This window comes from Psychrobacter sp. ANT_H56B (assembly GCF_008369245.1).
In the GTDB taxonomy this organism is placed as follows: Bacteria; Pseudomonadota; Gammaproteobacteria; order Pseudomonadales; family Moraxellaceae; genus Psychrobacter; species Psychrobacter cryohalolentis.
This window is the reverse complement of sequence record NZ_VOBF01000016.1, coordinates 1-16,039: the sequence shown is the minus strand read 5'-3', so window position 1 is coordinate 16,039 and position 16,039 is coordinate 1. Positions and strand designations below refer to the sequence as shown.

Sequence of the window (16,039 nt, the reverse complement as noted above, 5' to 3'; positions counted from 1 at the left end):
AAAAGAACTTCCCTCTATTTTTAAAAGAGTGTGAGTTTAGATTCAATTATGGCGCACCGTCTAATCAGCTTAAAACGTTGAGAAAATGGTGTGATATTTAATCCTTATCTACTACAGCCCCAAAATAAAAATCCAAAAGCTCACTGCATGTACACCGCAACTACCTAAATAACTCAATATACCGATACCATTATCCTACAACCAAACATTCAAGTCCTCACTAGGAAACCGAACCAATGAAAGTACTTGATTGGTTCGCCATAGGTATAATCAAATACGCTCGGCTTCTAACTTAGTTACTATGTCCTTAAAAACCTCTTCAAAATGCTGGCTATCAGTACATCTTTTGAATGCGTTACCATTCCAAAATCCTAAATGAAATGTAATTGTAAGTCGCTTTTTATCCGCAGTTATCCGTCTTATTTCCGATAGGTTAATAATTTCATTGTCTACAACTATAAAACTTGGCATCTCACTCTCTTTATATGTTTTATTTAATAATAGTCAGCTATAAACCTCATTTCACAGCTTGCGCAATTTGGAGGCAAACAACACTGGCGCCAACTGTAGAATAAGTATTCTTATCAAATGATGTGAAAGAATAAACATAACATTTAGTCCTGAAGCCACTGAGATTACCGTGACTGTCTCAACTCCACCGGGAGCGTATGAAAGGAAAAGTTGTGAGAACGCTATATCTAAAATTTTTGACGCTAAAATAGAGAAGCTTACAGTACAGATCATACCTACACAAAAAACAACGACACTGTCTTTGATGCTAGTTTTAAACTCTTGAAATGAGATACCAGCGAATAAAGACCCTATCAGGATACCTAATACAATAGTGGCACTATCAATCATTAAGGAAGGAACTGTAAAACCAGCCAACAATCCAAACTTGACTAGAACTATCGTCATTAACATTGAAACCAATAAGTATGGAGCAGGTATTCGGTAACTTACTAATAATCTACCCAAGAATGCACATGAGATTAATAACATCATCAATACTATTGACGTTTCTATAGTAAAAGTATCGCTCACTGTACCTACAGCAACATACTGCACTGGTCCAAATAGAGTCAAAATTATAGTCAATAAGAACAACCTCACTATATGAGTAATCATCACCTTTGGACTAACTTTAGTGATATTGAACATATCAATAACCACCGCTAGAGAGCCAGGATATACTGCAAGAATTGAATCCAATTTGGACCATTTTGCTTTTTTGTGAAGCCAAATAAAAGATAGGAAGGATTGAAGGATAAGACAGAATGTCATGACAACAATGCTTCCCGCAGTTATATACAGCACCTCCATAGACCAGTCTTTAAAGTATAATCCTGTTGAGATACCAAGAACTATTTGAATATACGGCAAATAAAATGCATGTGTGACTTCCCTATTAGTATAAGTCACAAAAAAAAGTGAAACTAATATTCCCGATAATAGAAAACCATATTTTACGCCAATGAGCTTAAGAAAAAACCCGAGTAGAGTAGTTGTCACTATACAGATAAACAAATACATTCAATAAGCCCTGAAAAACTCAGCATTTACCTCTAATGACTCCTGACCTGTTTGCGCCGCAACGATAATACCTTCACCAAATACAAACAAAGTGTCAGATTTCTGCTTTGCATTTTCCGTACTTACCTGTTCAAACTTATCAAGTAGCCATTGCCTAACCTCAGTTTTATGCTGCTTAGCTATTAGATGCGGTGAAGACTGCTTATCTGAATACTCTGCGCAAGCATTGATAAACATACAGCCATAAAAGTCCTCTGATAACGTCCAGTTCTTGAGGAAGTTTAAGTAGCAAGTGGCAACATCTGCTACTTGCTCAATCTCAAAATCATCAAAGTCATCCTTTAATTGAGTCATAAACATCTGATGACGATAATTAAGCGCCTCCTCAATCAATCCTTCTTTACTACCAAAATGGGCATACAGAGTCCGCTTGGTAGTCCCTGCTTGCTTTGCTAGCAGCTCCACTCCACTATCGTGAAAGCCTTGCTTATAAAAGAGCTCATAACTTTTTTGTAGAATGACATCTCGCAATTCCATTCGTTCTGCTCCTGTTATTGTTATTGTTATTCAATGAATAACAATAATAGCATTATCGGATACCGTTCGGTATACTTAGTATGTATACCACTCAGTATACTTGTAGTGATACCTTTTTATTTATGATAGGAGTAAGTATGCATTCATTCTTTAATTGGCATAAGTTAAGCGGTCAAGTGAACCAATGCCCAAAGAGATTGCCTTTATCGATGATAGTAGTGGCTTGGCTAGGCGGCACCATTGCAACTGCAACGCTTGCTATGTTAGGAAGCTCAATAGAACTTATTATGATTTTAGGATCGTTTGGCGCAAGTTGTTTACTAATATTTGCCTATCCTACCAGTCCTTTTGCCCAGCCGAGAAATGTTATAGGTGGACATGTTATTGCGACTTTTACAGGACTGGTGTTCATGACGTTATTTGGTATTCACTGGTGGAGTATGGCAACTGCTGTTGGTACTGCCATTGCACTAATGCTGATATTTAGAATGCCTCATCCACCTGCTGGGTCTAACCCTTTAATAGTTATGCTAGGCTCAGTAAATTGGAGTTTTTTGATAACGCCTACCCTACTCGGTTCAATCGTTTTGGTCATGGTAGCGCTGATTTATAACAATTTGGGTAAAGGTAAACAGTATTCGACTTATTGGTGGTGAACTATCTGAACCGCCTCAGACTGTCTGGGACTTAACATTCTGAGAGTTAGCCTATAGTCAAAGGTTCAAGGTTCAAGGTTCAAGGTTCAAGGTTCAAGGTTCAAGGTTCAAGGTTCAAGGTTCAAGGTTCAAGGTTCAAGGTTCAAGGTTCAAGCAACCGTATCTATTTAGTATACTTTATAACCCCCATGATCTTGTACCTTGACTCGCTTTACTGATGGCTTTCACTGAGTAAGTGCGATTAATCTCAATCAGAAACGACCTACCATTTTTTTAGCGCCACGAACTCACCTTTTCCAATAGGAGCTAAGTAGGTATGAAACTGTGGATTACCATTGAAATAATTCAAAATGTCTGTCATTTCTTCCTTATGAGAGACTGCGTTATCAAACACAATGATACCTTTTGTCCTAGTTAACCGTATTACATCCTCCAAGATATCTAAATACAATTTTCGATCCATATCAACAAAAACTAAGTCAAAGCTTTCCGTCATTTTTGATAAAATCATGGGTGCATCACCCTCAATAATTTTAATCTTATCCACTAGACCTGTACTTAAAAAATTCTCTCTTGCAGCGCTGATCTTCTTAGGATCATTCTCTATTGTGGTGATCTGAGCAGCTTCATCAGTGCATAATGCTAACCAAGCAGCAGAATAACCATTTGAAGTACCTACTTCTAATATTTTTTCTGCTGACGTGAGTTGAGCCAGTAAACCTAAAAACTTACCTGTATCTGGCGTTATATTGAGGTACTTGTCAATTTTATTGATAGATTTTGAGTCATTAATCTGACCTTTCATATATAGTTCATTCAAAAAAATTTCAATATCTATGTCATTCATTTAAGTAAAACTCCTCAATTTTTAAAACGACTTTAAATCCGTTTTAGTCTCGACCTTACCACCAAGCATCTTTACTAAGTCTGAGCTATGCTGAAGAAATCGTACAGCTAAACTTGGTAAACTAACGACTCGATGAGAAGTTTACCATGACCAAGAAAATCAGCACTTATAGTACAGAATTCAAAGCAGAAGCCGTCAAGAAGATAGCGGACAACGATGGAAATATTTCAGCGACCGCAGAGCAGTTTGGTATCGCCCATGCAGACCTTATCTAGTTGGCACAATCAAGGCAAACTTGCAGGAACAGCTTGGTATCACCCTGAACTCATAGCAGGGATCAAAAAAAACAAGCGTCTTAAACGACAGCTCAAAGTAGTTGAAGAGGAACGAAAGATCCTAAATGAGGAGGGATAAAGCGAAGTACTGCTTCGCCCCGACGCAAAATGAGAGCTGTGCTCGCAGTGAAATCAGGAGTCAAAAGGGTTTAGGCTATCGATCGCCAAGACAGTTGTGGTTTGACTTTTATCGTCAAGCTGCGTAACTAAAATCTCCCAATTTTAACTGTAAGGATTTGACGGCAGGGGTCACATTGTCCAATTTTATTATGCCAACACATATGTACTCACAGCCCTTTTTATGCTAATAATCGTTTCTAACGCTCACCCATGCCTTCTGACAAGGTCTTTGTAATAGGCTTAGTGAGATAGGACAATACCGTCCGCTCCATCGCCTTAATATCAACAGAAGCTGTCATACCAGGCTTAATTAATATTCTATCTTCTCTACCCTTAAACTCAGCACCGGTTATAATAATTAACACTCGATAGTAAGGCTCCTCTCCTTTGGGTGTTTGCTCCATTAAGGTATCTGGGCTGATATAGCTCACTGTTCCATTCATGGCGCCAAAGATTGAATAGTCGTAAGCGTCAAGCTTCACAGTGGCTGCCTGACCTTCTTTAACATAAGCAATATCTGCAGGACTGACCTTTGCATCGATAATCAAATCACTACTCGTCGGTAGTATCTGTAATATAACTTCGCCAGGCTTAACGACACCACCGATAGTGGTCACGTTGATGTTTTTAATTTTGCCATCTGTCGGCGACATCAAACGCTTTTCTTCTAAGACCTGTACGCGATCTCGCAGTTGCTCAAGCTCAGTGTCTAGCTCTTCTTGCGCCTTGGTCATTTCTGCTTGTGCTTCTTCAAAATATTTGTTTCGCTTATTATTGATTTGCGCTTCAATATCAGCCACTTGACGGCGCAATTTAATCACATCTGCTTGACTGACATCGCCATATTCCAATAACGGCTCATTCATTCTCAGCTCTTTTTCTGCTAGTACCAGCATCGCTTCAAGAGAAGACACTTCTTCATTGATGGCTTGACGACGACGATTATAAAGTGCAGTTTGGTTTTGGACGTATTCAGGGTAATTTTTTATCTCTTTAGGAAAGACAAGAGACTTCTCAAAAATTTCTGCATTTAATCGAGCCAATTTCGCCTTTAATGCCGCTGTTTTAGAAGCAGAGTTATCTAAAGCTGCTTTGGCTCGCTCTTCTTCTAAGACCACAAGTAGCTGTCCGGCCTTTACTTCTTGACCTTCAGTCACTGCCAACTCTGTTAGGACACCCCCTTCTGAAGCTTGAATCTCTTGCGTACGAGCGCTAGCAATCACAGTCGCCTTTGCACGAGTCACCTGATCGATTTTGGCAAAGGACGCCCATACGATCAAGACCATGATGCCGATTAATCCGATCCAAATACTTAGCCTTGAGCGACCCACCTTGATAGTGGTGGGCGTATACTTATAGTCTGACATACCTACTTACCTTAAGCGTCTGTGAGCGTTTTAGTGATGATAGGCTTCACTATACTTTTAAAATTTGGCGATTGTGCAGGCGGATTTTTAGCTTGCTCATTTTTCTTCAATTCGTCAAGTACTGCTTGTTTTGGACCATCAATAATGATGCGTTGATTGTCCATAATAATCAGTCTATCAGCCAATTCTAATAATGCCGTTTTATGGGTTGAGACGATAAAAGTTTGACCTTCTGTCAGTTCTTGCTTGAGTACTTGAAGGCAGCGCTGTTCTTGTCTATTATCCATAGAGGCAGTGGGCTCATCGAGTAAAAAAACATTGGGCTTAGTCAATAATAAACGCGTAAAAGCAACGAGCTGTTTTTGCCCTCCAGACAGTCCGCGCCCTCCTTCGCTAATAGGCAGATCAAGACCACTGGAATGACTAGAGACCAAGTTTATCAATCCAGTTTTGCTCAGCACCTCTTGCATCACATCATCATTAGGTGCCGCCATTCCTATCAATAAGTTCTCTCGTAGCGTTCCTTGGAATAAACGATGATCTTGTTGTAGATAACCCAAACGCTCACTTAAGGTCTCGCGACTGATCTGATAAATATCAAGACCATCTAATAAGACCCGCCCTTTAGTAGGCGCATATAATCCAGCAAGTATCTTAAGCAATGTAGACTTACCTGAGCCGATAGGCCCTAAAATGGCTATACGCTCACCTGGACGAATCGTTAGTTTTTTAATATCTACAGCAGCTCTATCATTACCTTGATAATTAAATCCTAAGTTTTCACATTGATAAAAACCATTAATACGACTGGGTGACAACGGATAAGCAACGCCATGGTTGTCCTGCTCTAATGAAAACAAGGTTTCAATATTAAGCTTAGCGGCCTTGGCATGTGAGTATTGCACCAGCAAATTCGGTAGCATCATAACAGGTGCTAATACCCTACCACCCAATATCGAGCAAGCAATCAATCCACCCATGGTCATATCGCCGCTGATAACCACGAATGAGCCTACAATGACAATCCCAACATAGCTGATCTGCTGTAGCATCTGGGTAAAATAGGTCAGATTATCATTGGTGTGCTTCATGTCTAAATCGTTTTTGATAGTGACCTTCATCACATCAAGCCAACGTGATAAGAACTTCCAACTTCCCGCCCCCGCTTTGATGGTTTCAACGCCTTCAACCGCTTCAACTAACAGACCTGTCTTATAGTAAGAAGCAGTCGCACCTTCCGCAGCAATGGCATCAATACGCTTACGCGCGAACAGTCCCATCGCAACCGCAATCACAGCGGCAATGACAGGAACGACTGCCACCAGTGGTGACCCAATAAAAGCAACTAAGGAGATGAAAATAATGGTCATAGGTAAATCGACCAAGCCAAATAACGTACTGGCCGTAAAAAAGCTACGCACCTGCTCATAACCACGCAATTGCGCCGCCATCGAGCCTACTGAGCCTGGCATCTGGTCTATACGAACTTTTAGCAGACGTTGAAACACCTCACGAGACAAGTATTGATCCAATCCCACAACGACTTTATCCATAATTCTCGACCGTGAGAACTTCATAAAAGCTTCAAAAAGGATCACGAGAAAGACACCACTGGCTAAAATAATGAGCGTATATTCACTGCGAGTGGGTATCACTCGATCATAAACCTGCATAGAGAATAACGACACGGCCAATGCCAACATATTAATCAAAAAGGTAGCCAAAACAGCTTCGAAAAGAACGCCTTTATAGTTGCCTAAATCAGATTTTAATAAGTCCGTAAAAGAGGATTTACGCTTTTGGATATGCTCATCACTAAGACGAATCCTTAGCACCGATGTCAGCTCATCAGCACGCGTATGGATATGATTATTTTCTTGTCTAAAATTCCAACTTTTTTGCGGTGTTTGACCATCAATAACGCCCCAGCCTAAATCCGGACGATAAGCCAATAAGGGCAAAAAAGCCGCGTCTGGCTGCTGTAGTATTTCTGGCGTTTTATCTATACCAACGTCTTTTAATACTGCAACCACGCTACCAAGCTCATTAATGACTTGATCTTTATCATTGGTTGACCTGCCATCATAGCGGGCAACCACTTCCTGTAAGCGCACATTGTCTATCGGATAACCTTGCTGGCTCAGTAAATGCCTAATAGCATCAGCCAAAGTCTGCATCAAATCAGATGACGTCAACATTTGATCTGCCATATTGCTCATCTGGTTACTTTCTAGATCTGCGGTTGTCAGCTTAAATTCTTCACTCATATCAGTCATTTCTTCAGCTCTATCATAGTATTCTGATCAACGATGGGTGTGACACTATAATCTTCGTTTAGCATAATAAAATTACCATTGTTAAGACTGTCTTCTACATTGTCAGGCAACCTAATTTCTATATAATCCTCTTCTACTGTCGATACATAACCCATGCTCTTGGCGGATTTTTTTACTTCCTGATTGTTAATCCACTCTTTTACTGGATCCAATGGCTTAAATAATGTCACTGGCTCACGATTGTGTCCATACTGTTGCCAAGGCATGCTGCCGAAATCTACTTGAAGACGATAAAATGCGCCTAGCATGTCTGCTCTTGTCTGTACCAGCTGCACTTGATACTCATTGTGCTCACGAACGGCATTTAGCACCTCTAACCACGATTTACGTCCGGCAATAAACTGACGACGATAAGAGCTGACGACAATCTGCGCTCCCGCTACCGCTGCTACTAATGAGGTTTCGCGATCTCTAGCACTCACAAACTGCTGATATTGTACTTGAACGTTTTCTATAACGCGCCGACGTGCCGCTTCTTGGGTTTGTACCAGGCTGCTCACCTGCGCCTGCGAGGCACGTGCCAGCGCTAGGTTAGAAAACCCTGCGCCAGGCGCGTAATTTAACCCTAATGAGAATTTGCCTTTATTTTCATTGTCTTCGTGATAGTAAGCGTGCTCATATTGAGCATAAACCGTCGGATATTTAGAGGATTGTTGGGCTTCGACACCTTGTTTTGCCGACTCAATTTGAAAGTGCTCTTTTACTACTGTGGGATTATAAAAACCGGCTTGCTCAAACGCCATGCGCTCAAAATTGGTAGATTGTTGTTTGGCTTGATTTACGAGGGCTTTGATATTGGGTAAACTCATCACACTACTCTGCGACAAAGGCTCCCCGACAATTTGCTCAAGGCGCGCAGCCGCAATGCGTTGCTGCTCTACTGCCGCTTGATAGGAATTTTGCTCCTGCAATATACGGTTAGTCACTAGATCAAGCTCAATACGCGCAGAGACACCCTGATTAACACGGCGCTGCATCATGGCTTCAAATTCATTCAACTCTTTTAAACCATCAATATGAACGCTTTGTTTAGCAATGGCCTGTATATAAGCCTGCCAAGCATCAATCGTGGTTTTTGCTACAAGATTTTGCTGCTCATAGATATACTCAACTGCAGCCTTGTCATCAAATATGGCTTGATTGACCTCAGCGGTGAGCTTACCGCCTGTCCACAATGGCTGGCGAATGGTAACTTGTGAGACAAAATCATTATCTCTATCATAGCCAGAGCTGACGCTTGGGGTTGGTAATAGATTCAATTTTGCCGCATTGATACCTTCCGTGGTTGCCTGTTGATTGGCGCGAGCTGATCCAACCAAAGGGTGAGTCTGAACTGCATGTGTAATCAAAGTATTGATTTGCATATCTTTTACTGCAGCTTGCGTATTCATAGCAAAACACATGGTTGCAGCTAATATTGTTAGCTGACTTCGAATGGGTAGCATACATGGGACTTTTTTTAGATTCGTCAATTTTTTCATATTAAACTTCAGTAATTATACCTATAAATACATTTTTATTGATTTGCTGATTTCTGCTTACTAAATATTACTTGTTGATATCATCACAAGAATATTAATTTAGTAAACAATCTCTACTTCCAAATTTTATTTTTCTATAAAATACTACTACCAAGTTAAATCATTCTCGCAATTTATTAACTTTTAAAAAGGCAGAACTATCAATTTTTTTAGATATCCCACAACATATTTCTTGGCTTTCAGCGCCCAAAACTATACTTATATAGTGGGTGCTACCATCGATATAATAGTTGATTAAATTAGACCCGATAGTAACTATAACAATATTTGTTACATCAAGTATTTAATTACTTTTTCTATGAGCAATAAATTTTTAATTATCTAAAAATAGTTTGTTTAATCCGATACTATTAGACGCTTTAATAAGAATACGATCATTATCTTTAATGAACTCAGGTAATTGTCTGCTCAGGGCTTGAGTATCTTGAAAATAATAAGGTTTTATACTTGATGCTATAAGCTTATTCGCCAATATCTTGCTCTCCTCACCGACTAAAATTAAGGTTCTAAAATTCATATTTTCGAGAATAGGGGCTAACTCCAAATGATATTTACCGCTATCATTACCAAGCTCTAACATATCGCCCAGAATCAATACTTTATTCTGAACAGGTGATGCCGACTGCTCGAAATTTTGAAGCGCAGCCTGCATCGATAGTGGGTTGGCGTTATAAGCGTCATCATAGAGTGTGATTGGCATGTTTTGATAGGTGGTTTCAAGTACCAACCCTCGTCCAGCAGCTGCTTCAAAAGTATTCAACCTAGTAATAGCTTCACTAATAGACAACTTATAATGTTGAATTACTGCTAGAACAGCCATCGCATTTAGTACCATATGCTGACCACGAGCTGCCACCTTAAGGCTATAAACCTGACCATCAATAGCTATCTTTGCTTGACCATTTTTTTGATCATAGCTTAGTAGATTAATCATGGCGTCACTATGCTTGCCATAGCTGATGATGCGAATGCCCCACTTATTAGCAATCTGTTCAATTAAATCGTATTGCGCAATATCTCGGCAAACAACGGCTAGAGAACCGGGTGCCATACCTTCAAAAATCCGGGATTTTTTTAGCGCAATATTTTCAATATTATGATGGTACTCAAGATGAGCCGGTGCAATATTAGTGATTAAAACGACATCAGGGCGTACTAAATCAGTATTGGCAGACATGGAGCCAATAGCCATCTCTAACACCCAATAATCGCTAGATTGAGGCATACAAGCCAAGTTCCATGCGATTCCTACTGGCAGATTGGCACTAGAATGACTGTAATTGGCACTACCAAAACTCTCTAAAGTATGCGCTAACATATTGACTGTCGTGGTCTTACCGGCACTACCGGTAACGCCAATGATTTGACCATGGTAGGCTTGCCGAGTATAACGACCGATATCAATAGTCGCTTGACGTACATTATTTACCTGTAATACTGGAACAACCATGTCTTTATAGGCTAATGAATCATCGGTAATAATCGCGGAAGCGCCTTTTTTTATTAAGGATTCAACCTCTTTTTTAGAGAGGCAGTCTGCTTTCATAGTTTTACTACGAGCCACTATCAGCTGACCTGACTTAAAACTCGGTAACCACTTGCAAAGACCTGTCGCTGACCAATGCTCTTTTGGTGCGATCAGCCATCTTCCTTTAGTGGCTGTTGCAAGCGCATTAGCCGTTAAAACTGACTGCTTTAAATGTTGATTACTTACTGCTAGGTGCTTTGATGTTACGATATTATTGGGGCTAGTTGGAGTATTAATTAATTGGTTGTTTTTAGCCGCTAATTTAGGATAGGTTTTGGATTTTAAAAAACCCAAGTAAGCGATAAAACCCGATAAATAGTGCTCTACATCATCAATGCGTACTCTGAATGAATGATGACGGATGAAAAAACCATGCAGGATAGTCTGCGGTGCTTTAAAAAACATCGCCATCTCTGGAAAGAAAAAACCATTGATTAGATGATTGGCACGCGCATGCAATGCCTGATAAAAGCCTTGAATATCAAAATCCTTTAACACATCATGAAACTCTGGATACTCATCTAACTTTAAGAGCATGTTATGAAATGCCATAGATAGCTCAAGCAATGTCGGAAAAGTAGTAATGCGGTTTTTGATGAAATCGGTATAGCCTGCGATATTATTGACTGCGAACTGAAAGTATTTTTTCTCAGGTTTGTAGATGACCAACTCGTTTGAGCAGTAAGACAGCCAATGGTCGTGTGCTTGATAGTGTTTGGCTTCAATAAAATAATCAAAAGCACGGGTAACACAGTCCAGCCAACGCTCATTTTCAGTTAAACCATATAGGCGCATCAGCGCAAATGCCGCCTCTCCATCATAATAGATAATACGGTTTTTCGCTTTCAGTGTTAAATCTTTACTATGCAACACATGCACAAAGCTACCATCTTCTTGTTGCATAGCAAAGATGCCTAGTGCTAGCTTATTTGCTAAAGCAGTGTATTCATCTGTTAATGGAGTGTCTGCAAATACCTGAAGATACTTAACTAGTGCTAGTATCGCAACGGCATTAGCCCCTAACTTAATCTCGCCACCTGTGTCTATCACATAAGCTTTATCATCGTAGGTCTTGATAAGTTCATAAACTAAATAACTCATAGCCTTGTCAATATTGCTATGTATTTGAGCCAAAGTCAGCTTAGCAGGCAGCGCTAATGTGGTTGCTACATTTGCAGCGACGATAGAGTCATCAGTATTGAAGCTAGCGAAACTACGACAGGCCTCATAACCTTCTATCAGTGCATAAGTGCTACTGGCATGACGCAGGCTATTATAAGTATCTATAGTACGACCAAAGCAAGGGAAGTGACCGTAGACATATTGACCAGAAGGCTGTACTTGTCTGGAGAGGTAGTGCGTTGATCTCTTGATAATAGGCTTGGTAGTGTCTGCCGATAATGGCAGTAGCTTGCGATGACCTTTAAAGCGTGGCTGTATATCAAGGTCATAACACTCTCCTGTATCGCCATCCATGAATATGCCTGCTGTATTAAAGCTAATTACTGTTAAATCTTCACTGAAGTTAGGTATTTGGCTGCTGCCATGGCGGGCTCTAAAATAAGTTGTTAGATTATTGGTGTTCACCTCTGCATGAGTAACGGTGTTACCGGTATAAAGACAAGCATTGGCATTTAACTCCATTTCTGTAAGTAATAGCCAAGGCTCGCGTATTCCTTTAAAGGCGATACCTGAGCGATAGTAATTTCTTTTAAACTCTTTTAAGCTTTGCTGCAGACTTAGCCAAGTCGTTGATGATGCTTGATGGAGCCATTCAAGTCTTAGCCAAGCGATAGGCGCTGCAAATTTTAAAGCCAACTTATCAATTTTTGCAAAAATTAAAGGTATTATTTTTTCAAACTTAGCAACGCTATTGACGTTATCTGCTGCATTTACCTGTACTAAATCGTCAACGATAAAAGTGACCGTTTTGGCTTTTTTATGACCATCAGATATAGATAATACAAAGGTGTTAAGCAAGGTATCAACCACAATATCTTTTTTATTATTTGCTTGAGTGATATGAGTTTGTGCCCAGTTATCATAAATAGCTGGAAGGTTGTCTTTTAAGTGCGTAATCAAGCCATTAATATCCGTATTTTCACTCATGTATTATCATCCTTTATTTTTGCGCACTTAATTCTTATTAACTATGTTTTAAAGTAGCTGGCTATACCGTGTAAAAAGCGCTCCTATTCAGGGAGCGCTTTTTATATCAAAAAATAAGTAAAAAACTATTAACCAATATACGGTGTGCTAACTAAGTTATCCCAATCATTATTGATCTGAGCACTCATACTATCTAATGACATAGTGGCTATCTGGTTAACCATATCGACACCCACATCCTCTGATCCACTTGCCACTGAGTTATTTGAAGCTTCTATATCAGTTGGAGACATTGTTTGAGCAGCGACCAAATTAATAATTTGAGTGTCACCTGCTTCCATAAGGTCACTTAATAGCAGGTCAGTATTGATATCACCTAATGCGTCATTGCTTGCACTGTCATCACTAATTGCAAAACTAGCAAGTTCTAAATTAAGTGTTTCTGTTCCGCCATACTCTACTTCTAAAGAGGCTGGAACATCAGAGAATAGGTCAGAAAATGCCATGCTGTCATCTGAGATCATACGAGCAGCAGCTAGATTTGAATCGGCAACAGTAGCCTGCCCATCACCATTGATAGTTACGATCAACGTCGCTGTATCGATATTGCCATTACCATTATCAATCTTATATTCAAAACTGTCTGATTTGCCAATCACATTAAGATTTGCTTTCGGGGTATAGGTATATTGACCGTTAGTGTCTATCACCAAACTACCATATTCACCTGCAATAGTGGTTAATTCGCTTATCGTATTCCCATTAACTTTGGTCACTACTGTCGACAGCCCGGTATCAACGTCATTAGTAAGCACATTGCCAGTAGCGGGTACTAAATCGACATCAAAATTTGTTATTTTAGTAGAGTCCGTTTTAACAGTGATCGAAGTGCCGACGCCCAGATCTAATAAACCGCTTCCGTTGGCAACAACAATGTAGTACTTCGCACCACCGGAGAAAGTATTAAGCTCTAAAGGAGCGCCTGTCCAAGTACCACCTACTAGACCAAGCAACCCAGCTGTATAATCAAGCCAATTTGGTACGGATTGAACCAGTTCAGCTTGAGTACTGCCTACTTCTTGTCGATATACAAGAACATCAAAATCCTTATCGCTACCAAGGGCTAACCCTAGTAACTCGTTTCCACTACCAGATATTGTAAGATCTTGTGTCGTATTAGCCGCTACATCTACGGTAAAGGCAGTGCTTGAGCTCAGCAAAGTGACATCAATTAAGTCACCAACTGCGCCAAGACTCACTAAGCTGCTAACAGTTCCAGACTTACCACCTGTAGTTGTTGTTACAACTGGTGTTATATCTAATCCAGCAGATGCCTGATCATCTAAAGCGTCTGGTATCGTCGTGTCCACTTTTACAGTGACTACAGGAGCATTACCACTGACATTATCTACTGCGTCTTTTATATTGTAGCTTAGCGCATGATCCCCATCTTCTAATGCCGTTTGTGGTGTTAACGTATAGCTGCCATTTGGGTTTTTCACGACAACTGCATCAACCACGACACCATCCACTACCAACTGCGGCGTTTGTCCGTCAGAGATAATATTAGGCGCAATTTCAACGCTTGGCGTATTGTCATTCGTAGTTCCACTGTCTGCAATAACTTCTGCAGGAGCGAGCACACCGCCACTGCCGTCATTAGCGACATCATCAGTGACAACAGGCGTAGGTGGCATAAAACTGATATTAATAGTCAGTTTGGCAGTGTCAATAGTTGCACCATTAGAGATGGTGTATTCAAATACTTCTGTTGCACCTGGAGGTGCGTAGTTACCATTTGCGGTATAAGTATAATCACCATTTTCATCGATAACTAAAACGCCATATTGACCCTGAATGGTAAATACCTTAATACCATTAACGGTATCAAATGTAGGCTCTGATTGCGTGTTGTTACTATCTATATCAGTCAGTACCGTGTTGGCAGTAACCGTATCTTCTCCAGGCTCATCTGTGGTCGATGCGTCAGGATCAATAACATTACCAGTTATTTCTGTATTCCCATCAAAACTATACTCAGTCAGTGTGGCTGTGATATCAGTGGTTTCAAGCAGCGTCAAAGTATTACTAAGAAGAGCATCAGCCACGGCATCAAGCACTGGGTCAATTACATCACCAAGTAAACCATTTAGTAGCGGATTTCCTGTAAGAATACCAACTAACTCACCAGCACCAATCTCACCAGTTACCTGTAACGCGGTTTCAAGAATACCTTTGACAACGGTTCCCAGTTGTAAGAGAGGATAATCAGAATTTAGCGCAGTCTCTACTGTACTCAAAACAGCATCTTGATTATCCCGCCCTAATACCACACCAGCATCACCTAATTCTGCCAGCGTAAGCTCTTTAACCAAATTTTCTAGAGTACTTTCATCACTACGCACTACTATCGTGTACTTACCAGGCTCCAAACCAGTCACGGTCGCTGTTAATGTATCGTTACCAGTCAATCCTAATAGCTCTAAACCTATCACATTGCCTACCAGTGGATCATTACCCGTAGTACCAACGTAAACAATTTGACCGGCGCTATTGTAGACCTCTATATTCACCGCATCTGCTACGGTAACTAATGCGGTCTGTTTGACCTCAATACTTACCGTACCACTCGCGCCCTCACTCACTGTAAAGCCAAGACTATTATCTGTACCCCCACTACCTTCAGCGATACCAAGCACAACTAAGTTAGAGCCAGTAATCGAAGGATAGCTGGTTACCTGTAGCTGGCCTAAATCTATATTATCTGTGTCATCTCGAGCAATGATAACAGAGGTGTCCACAGTGATGTCAGCGATGACGACACTTGTGTTACCCGCGCCATCAGTGGCGGTAGCTTTCAGGGATTCAGGCCCTTGACCCATTAGGTCAACGTCAGCCTTAGTGACGGGTATACTCCAGTTGCCATTGCTATCGACAAGCACGGGTTGACCAATTTGAATGCCCGCTGCATTGGTTAGGGTGATGGTGTCACCCGCGGTACCTGTACCTGTCACAGCAAAGCCGTCAGTGGCTTCAGTGCCATTGACAATGTTGTCACCTGCGATTGGGCTATTGATGGTCGGCGCATCAGGCGCAATGGTGTCCACAGTGATGTCAGCGATGACGACAC

9 protein-coding genes and 2 pseudogenes are annotated in these 16,039 nt (G+C 40.7%); 3 read left to right on the top strand and 8 right to left on the bottom strand.

Features of this window, described 5'->3' with window-relative positions; all coding sequences use genetic code 11:
- Positions 1-101, top strand: a pseudogene (locus FQ082_RS12675) (IS1595 family transposase); the annotation flags it as partial.
- Between the two features lie 421 nt (positions 102-522).
- On the opposite strand, the gene FQ082_RS12670 reads toward FQ082_RS12675, so the two are convergent.
- Together FQ082_RS12670 and FQ082_RS12665 are read right to left on the bottom strand one after the other, a co-directional pair.
- Complete coding sequence (locus FQ082_RS12670; protein ID WP_149493422.1) at positions 523-1,533, bottom strand: AbrB family transcriptional regulator; 1,011 nt, start codon at positions 1,531-1,533, stop codon at positions 523-525.
- Positions 1,534-2,070 carry a TetR/AcrR family transcriptional regulator gene (locus FQ082_RS12665; protein WP_149493421.1) on the bottom strand — a complete coding sequence of 179 codons (537 nt, stop codon included), beginning with the start codon at positions 2,068-2,070 and terminating at the stop codon, positions 1,534-1,536. It abuts the gene before it with no gap.
- A 137-nt stretch (positions 2,071-2,207) separates the two neighbouring features.
- On the opposite strand from FQ082_RS12665, the gene FQ082_RS12660 reads away from it, so the two are divergent.
- Complete coding sequence (locus FQ082_RS12660; RefSeq protein ID WP_149493420.1) at positions 2,208-2,726, top strand: HPP family protein; 519 nt, start codon at positions 2,208-2,210, stop codon at positions 2,724-2,726.
- Positions 2,727-2,988: 262 nt separating this feature from the next.
- On the opposite strand, the gene FQ082_RS12655 is transcribed toward FQ082_RS12660, so the two are convergent.
- Positions 2,989-3,573, bottom strand: a complete 585-nt coding sequence (locus FQ082_RS12655) for an O-methyltransferase (RefSeq protein WP_149493419.1) — start codon at positions 3,571-3,573, stop codon at positions 2,989-2,991.
- Positions 3,574-3,719: 146 nt separating this feature from the next.
- On the opposite strand from FQ082_RS12655, the pseudogene FQ082_RS13080 reads away from it, so the two are divergent.
- Positions 3,720-3,978, top strand: a pseudogene (locus tag FQ082_RS13080) (transposase); the annotation flags it as partial.
- A gap of 247 nt (positions 3,979-4,225) precedes the next feature.
- On the opposite strand, the gene FQ082_RS12645 reads toward FQ082_RS13080, so the two are convergent.
- From FQ082_RS12645 to FQ082_RS12625, 5 genes are all read right to left on the bottom strand, one after another.
- Positions 4,226-5,395, bottom strand: a complete 1,170-nt coding sequence (locus FQ082_RS12645) for an HlyD family efflux transporter periplasmic adaptor subunit (RefSeq protein WP_149493417.1) — start codon at positions 5,393-5,395, stop codon at positions 4,226-4,228.
- Between the two features lie 11 nt (positions 5,396-5,406).
- Positions 5,407-7,662: a type I secretion system permease/ATPase gene (locus FQ082_RS12640; protein WP_149493416.1), complete on the bottom strand. Its 2,256-nt coding sequence runs from the start codon at positions 7,660-7,662 to the stop codon at positions 5,407-5,409.
- 5 nt (positions 7,663-7,667) lie between these two features.
- Positions 7,668-9,122 (bottom strand): TolC family protein, encoded by a 1,455-nt coding sequence (locus FQ082_RS12635; RefSeq protein WP_149493415.1) that lies wholly within the window; start codon positions 9,120-9,122, stop codon positions 7,668-7,670.
- Between the two features lie 463 nt (positions 9,123-9,585).
- Positions 9,586-12,909 carry a UDP-N-acetylmuramoyl-tripeptide--D-alanyl-D-alanine ligase gene (locus FQ082_RS12630; protein WP_149493414.1) on the bottom strand — a complete coding sequence of 1,108 codons (3,324 nt, stop codon included), beginning with the start codon at positions 12,907-12,909 and terminating at the stop codon, positions 9,586-9,588.
- A 128-nt stretch (positions 12,910-13,037) separates the two neighbouring features.
- On the bottom strand, positions 13,038-16,039 hold a 3,002-nt coding region (locus tag FQ082_RS12625; protein WP_223145365.1), incomplete at its 5' end, for a cadherin-like domain-containing protein.

Excerpts from the sequence above, each read along its gene's own strand:
- FQ082_RS12670 (WP_149493422.1), bottom strand. The coding sequence starts at position 1,533 with ATGTATTTGTTTATCTGTATAGTGACAACTACTCTACTCGGGTTTTTT.
- FQ082_RS12665 (WP_149493421.1), bottom strand. The coding sequence starts at position 2,070 with ATGGAATTGCGAGATGTCATTCTACAAAAAAGTTATGAGCTCTTTTAT.
- FQ082_RS12660 (WP_149493420.1), top strand. The coding sequence starts at position 2,208 with ATGCATTCATTCTTTAATTGGCATAAGTTAAGCGGTCAAGTGAACCAA.
- FQ082_RS12655 (WP_149493419.1), bottom strand. The coding sequence starts at position 3,573 with ATGAATGACATAGATATTGAAATTTTTTTGAATGAACTATATATGAAA.
- FQ082_RS12645 (WP_149493417.1), bottom strand. The coding sequence starts at position 5,395 with ATGTCAGACTATAAGTATACGCCCACCACTATCAAGGTGGGTCGCTCA.
- FQ082_RS12640 (WP_149493416.1), bottom strand. The coding sequence starts at position 7,662 with ATGAGTGAAGAATTTAAGCTGACAACCGCAGATCTAGAAAGTAACCAG.
- FQ082_RS12635 (WP_149493415.1), bottom strand. The coding sequence starts at position 9,122 with ATGAATACGCAAGCTGCAGTAAAAGATATGCAAATCAATACTTTGATT.
- FQ082_RS12630 (WP_149493414.1), bottom strand. The coding sequence starts at position 12,909 with ATGAGTGAAAATACGGATATTAATGGCTTGATTACGCACTTAAAAGAC.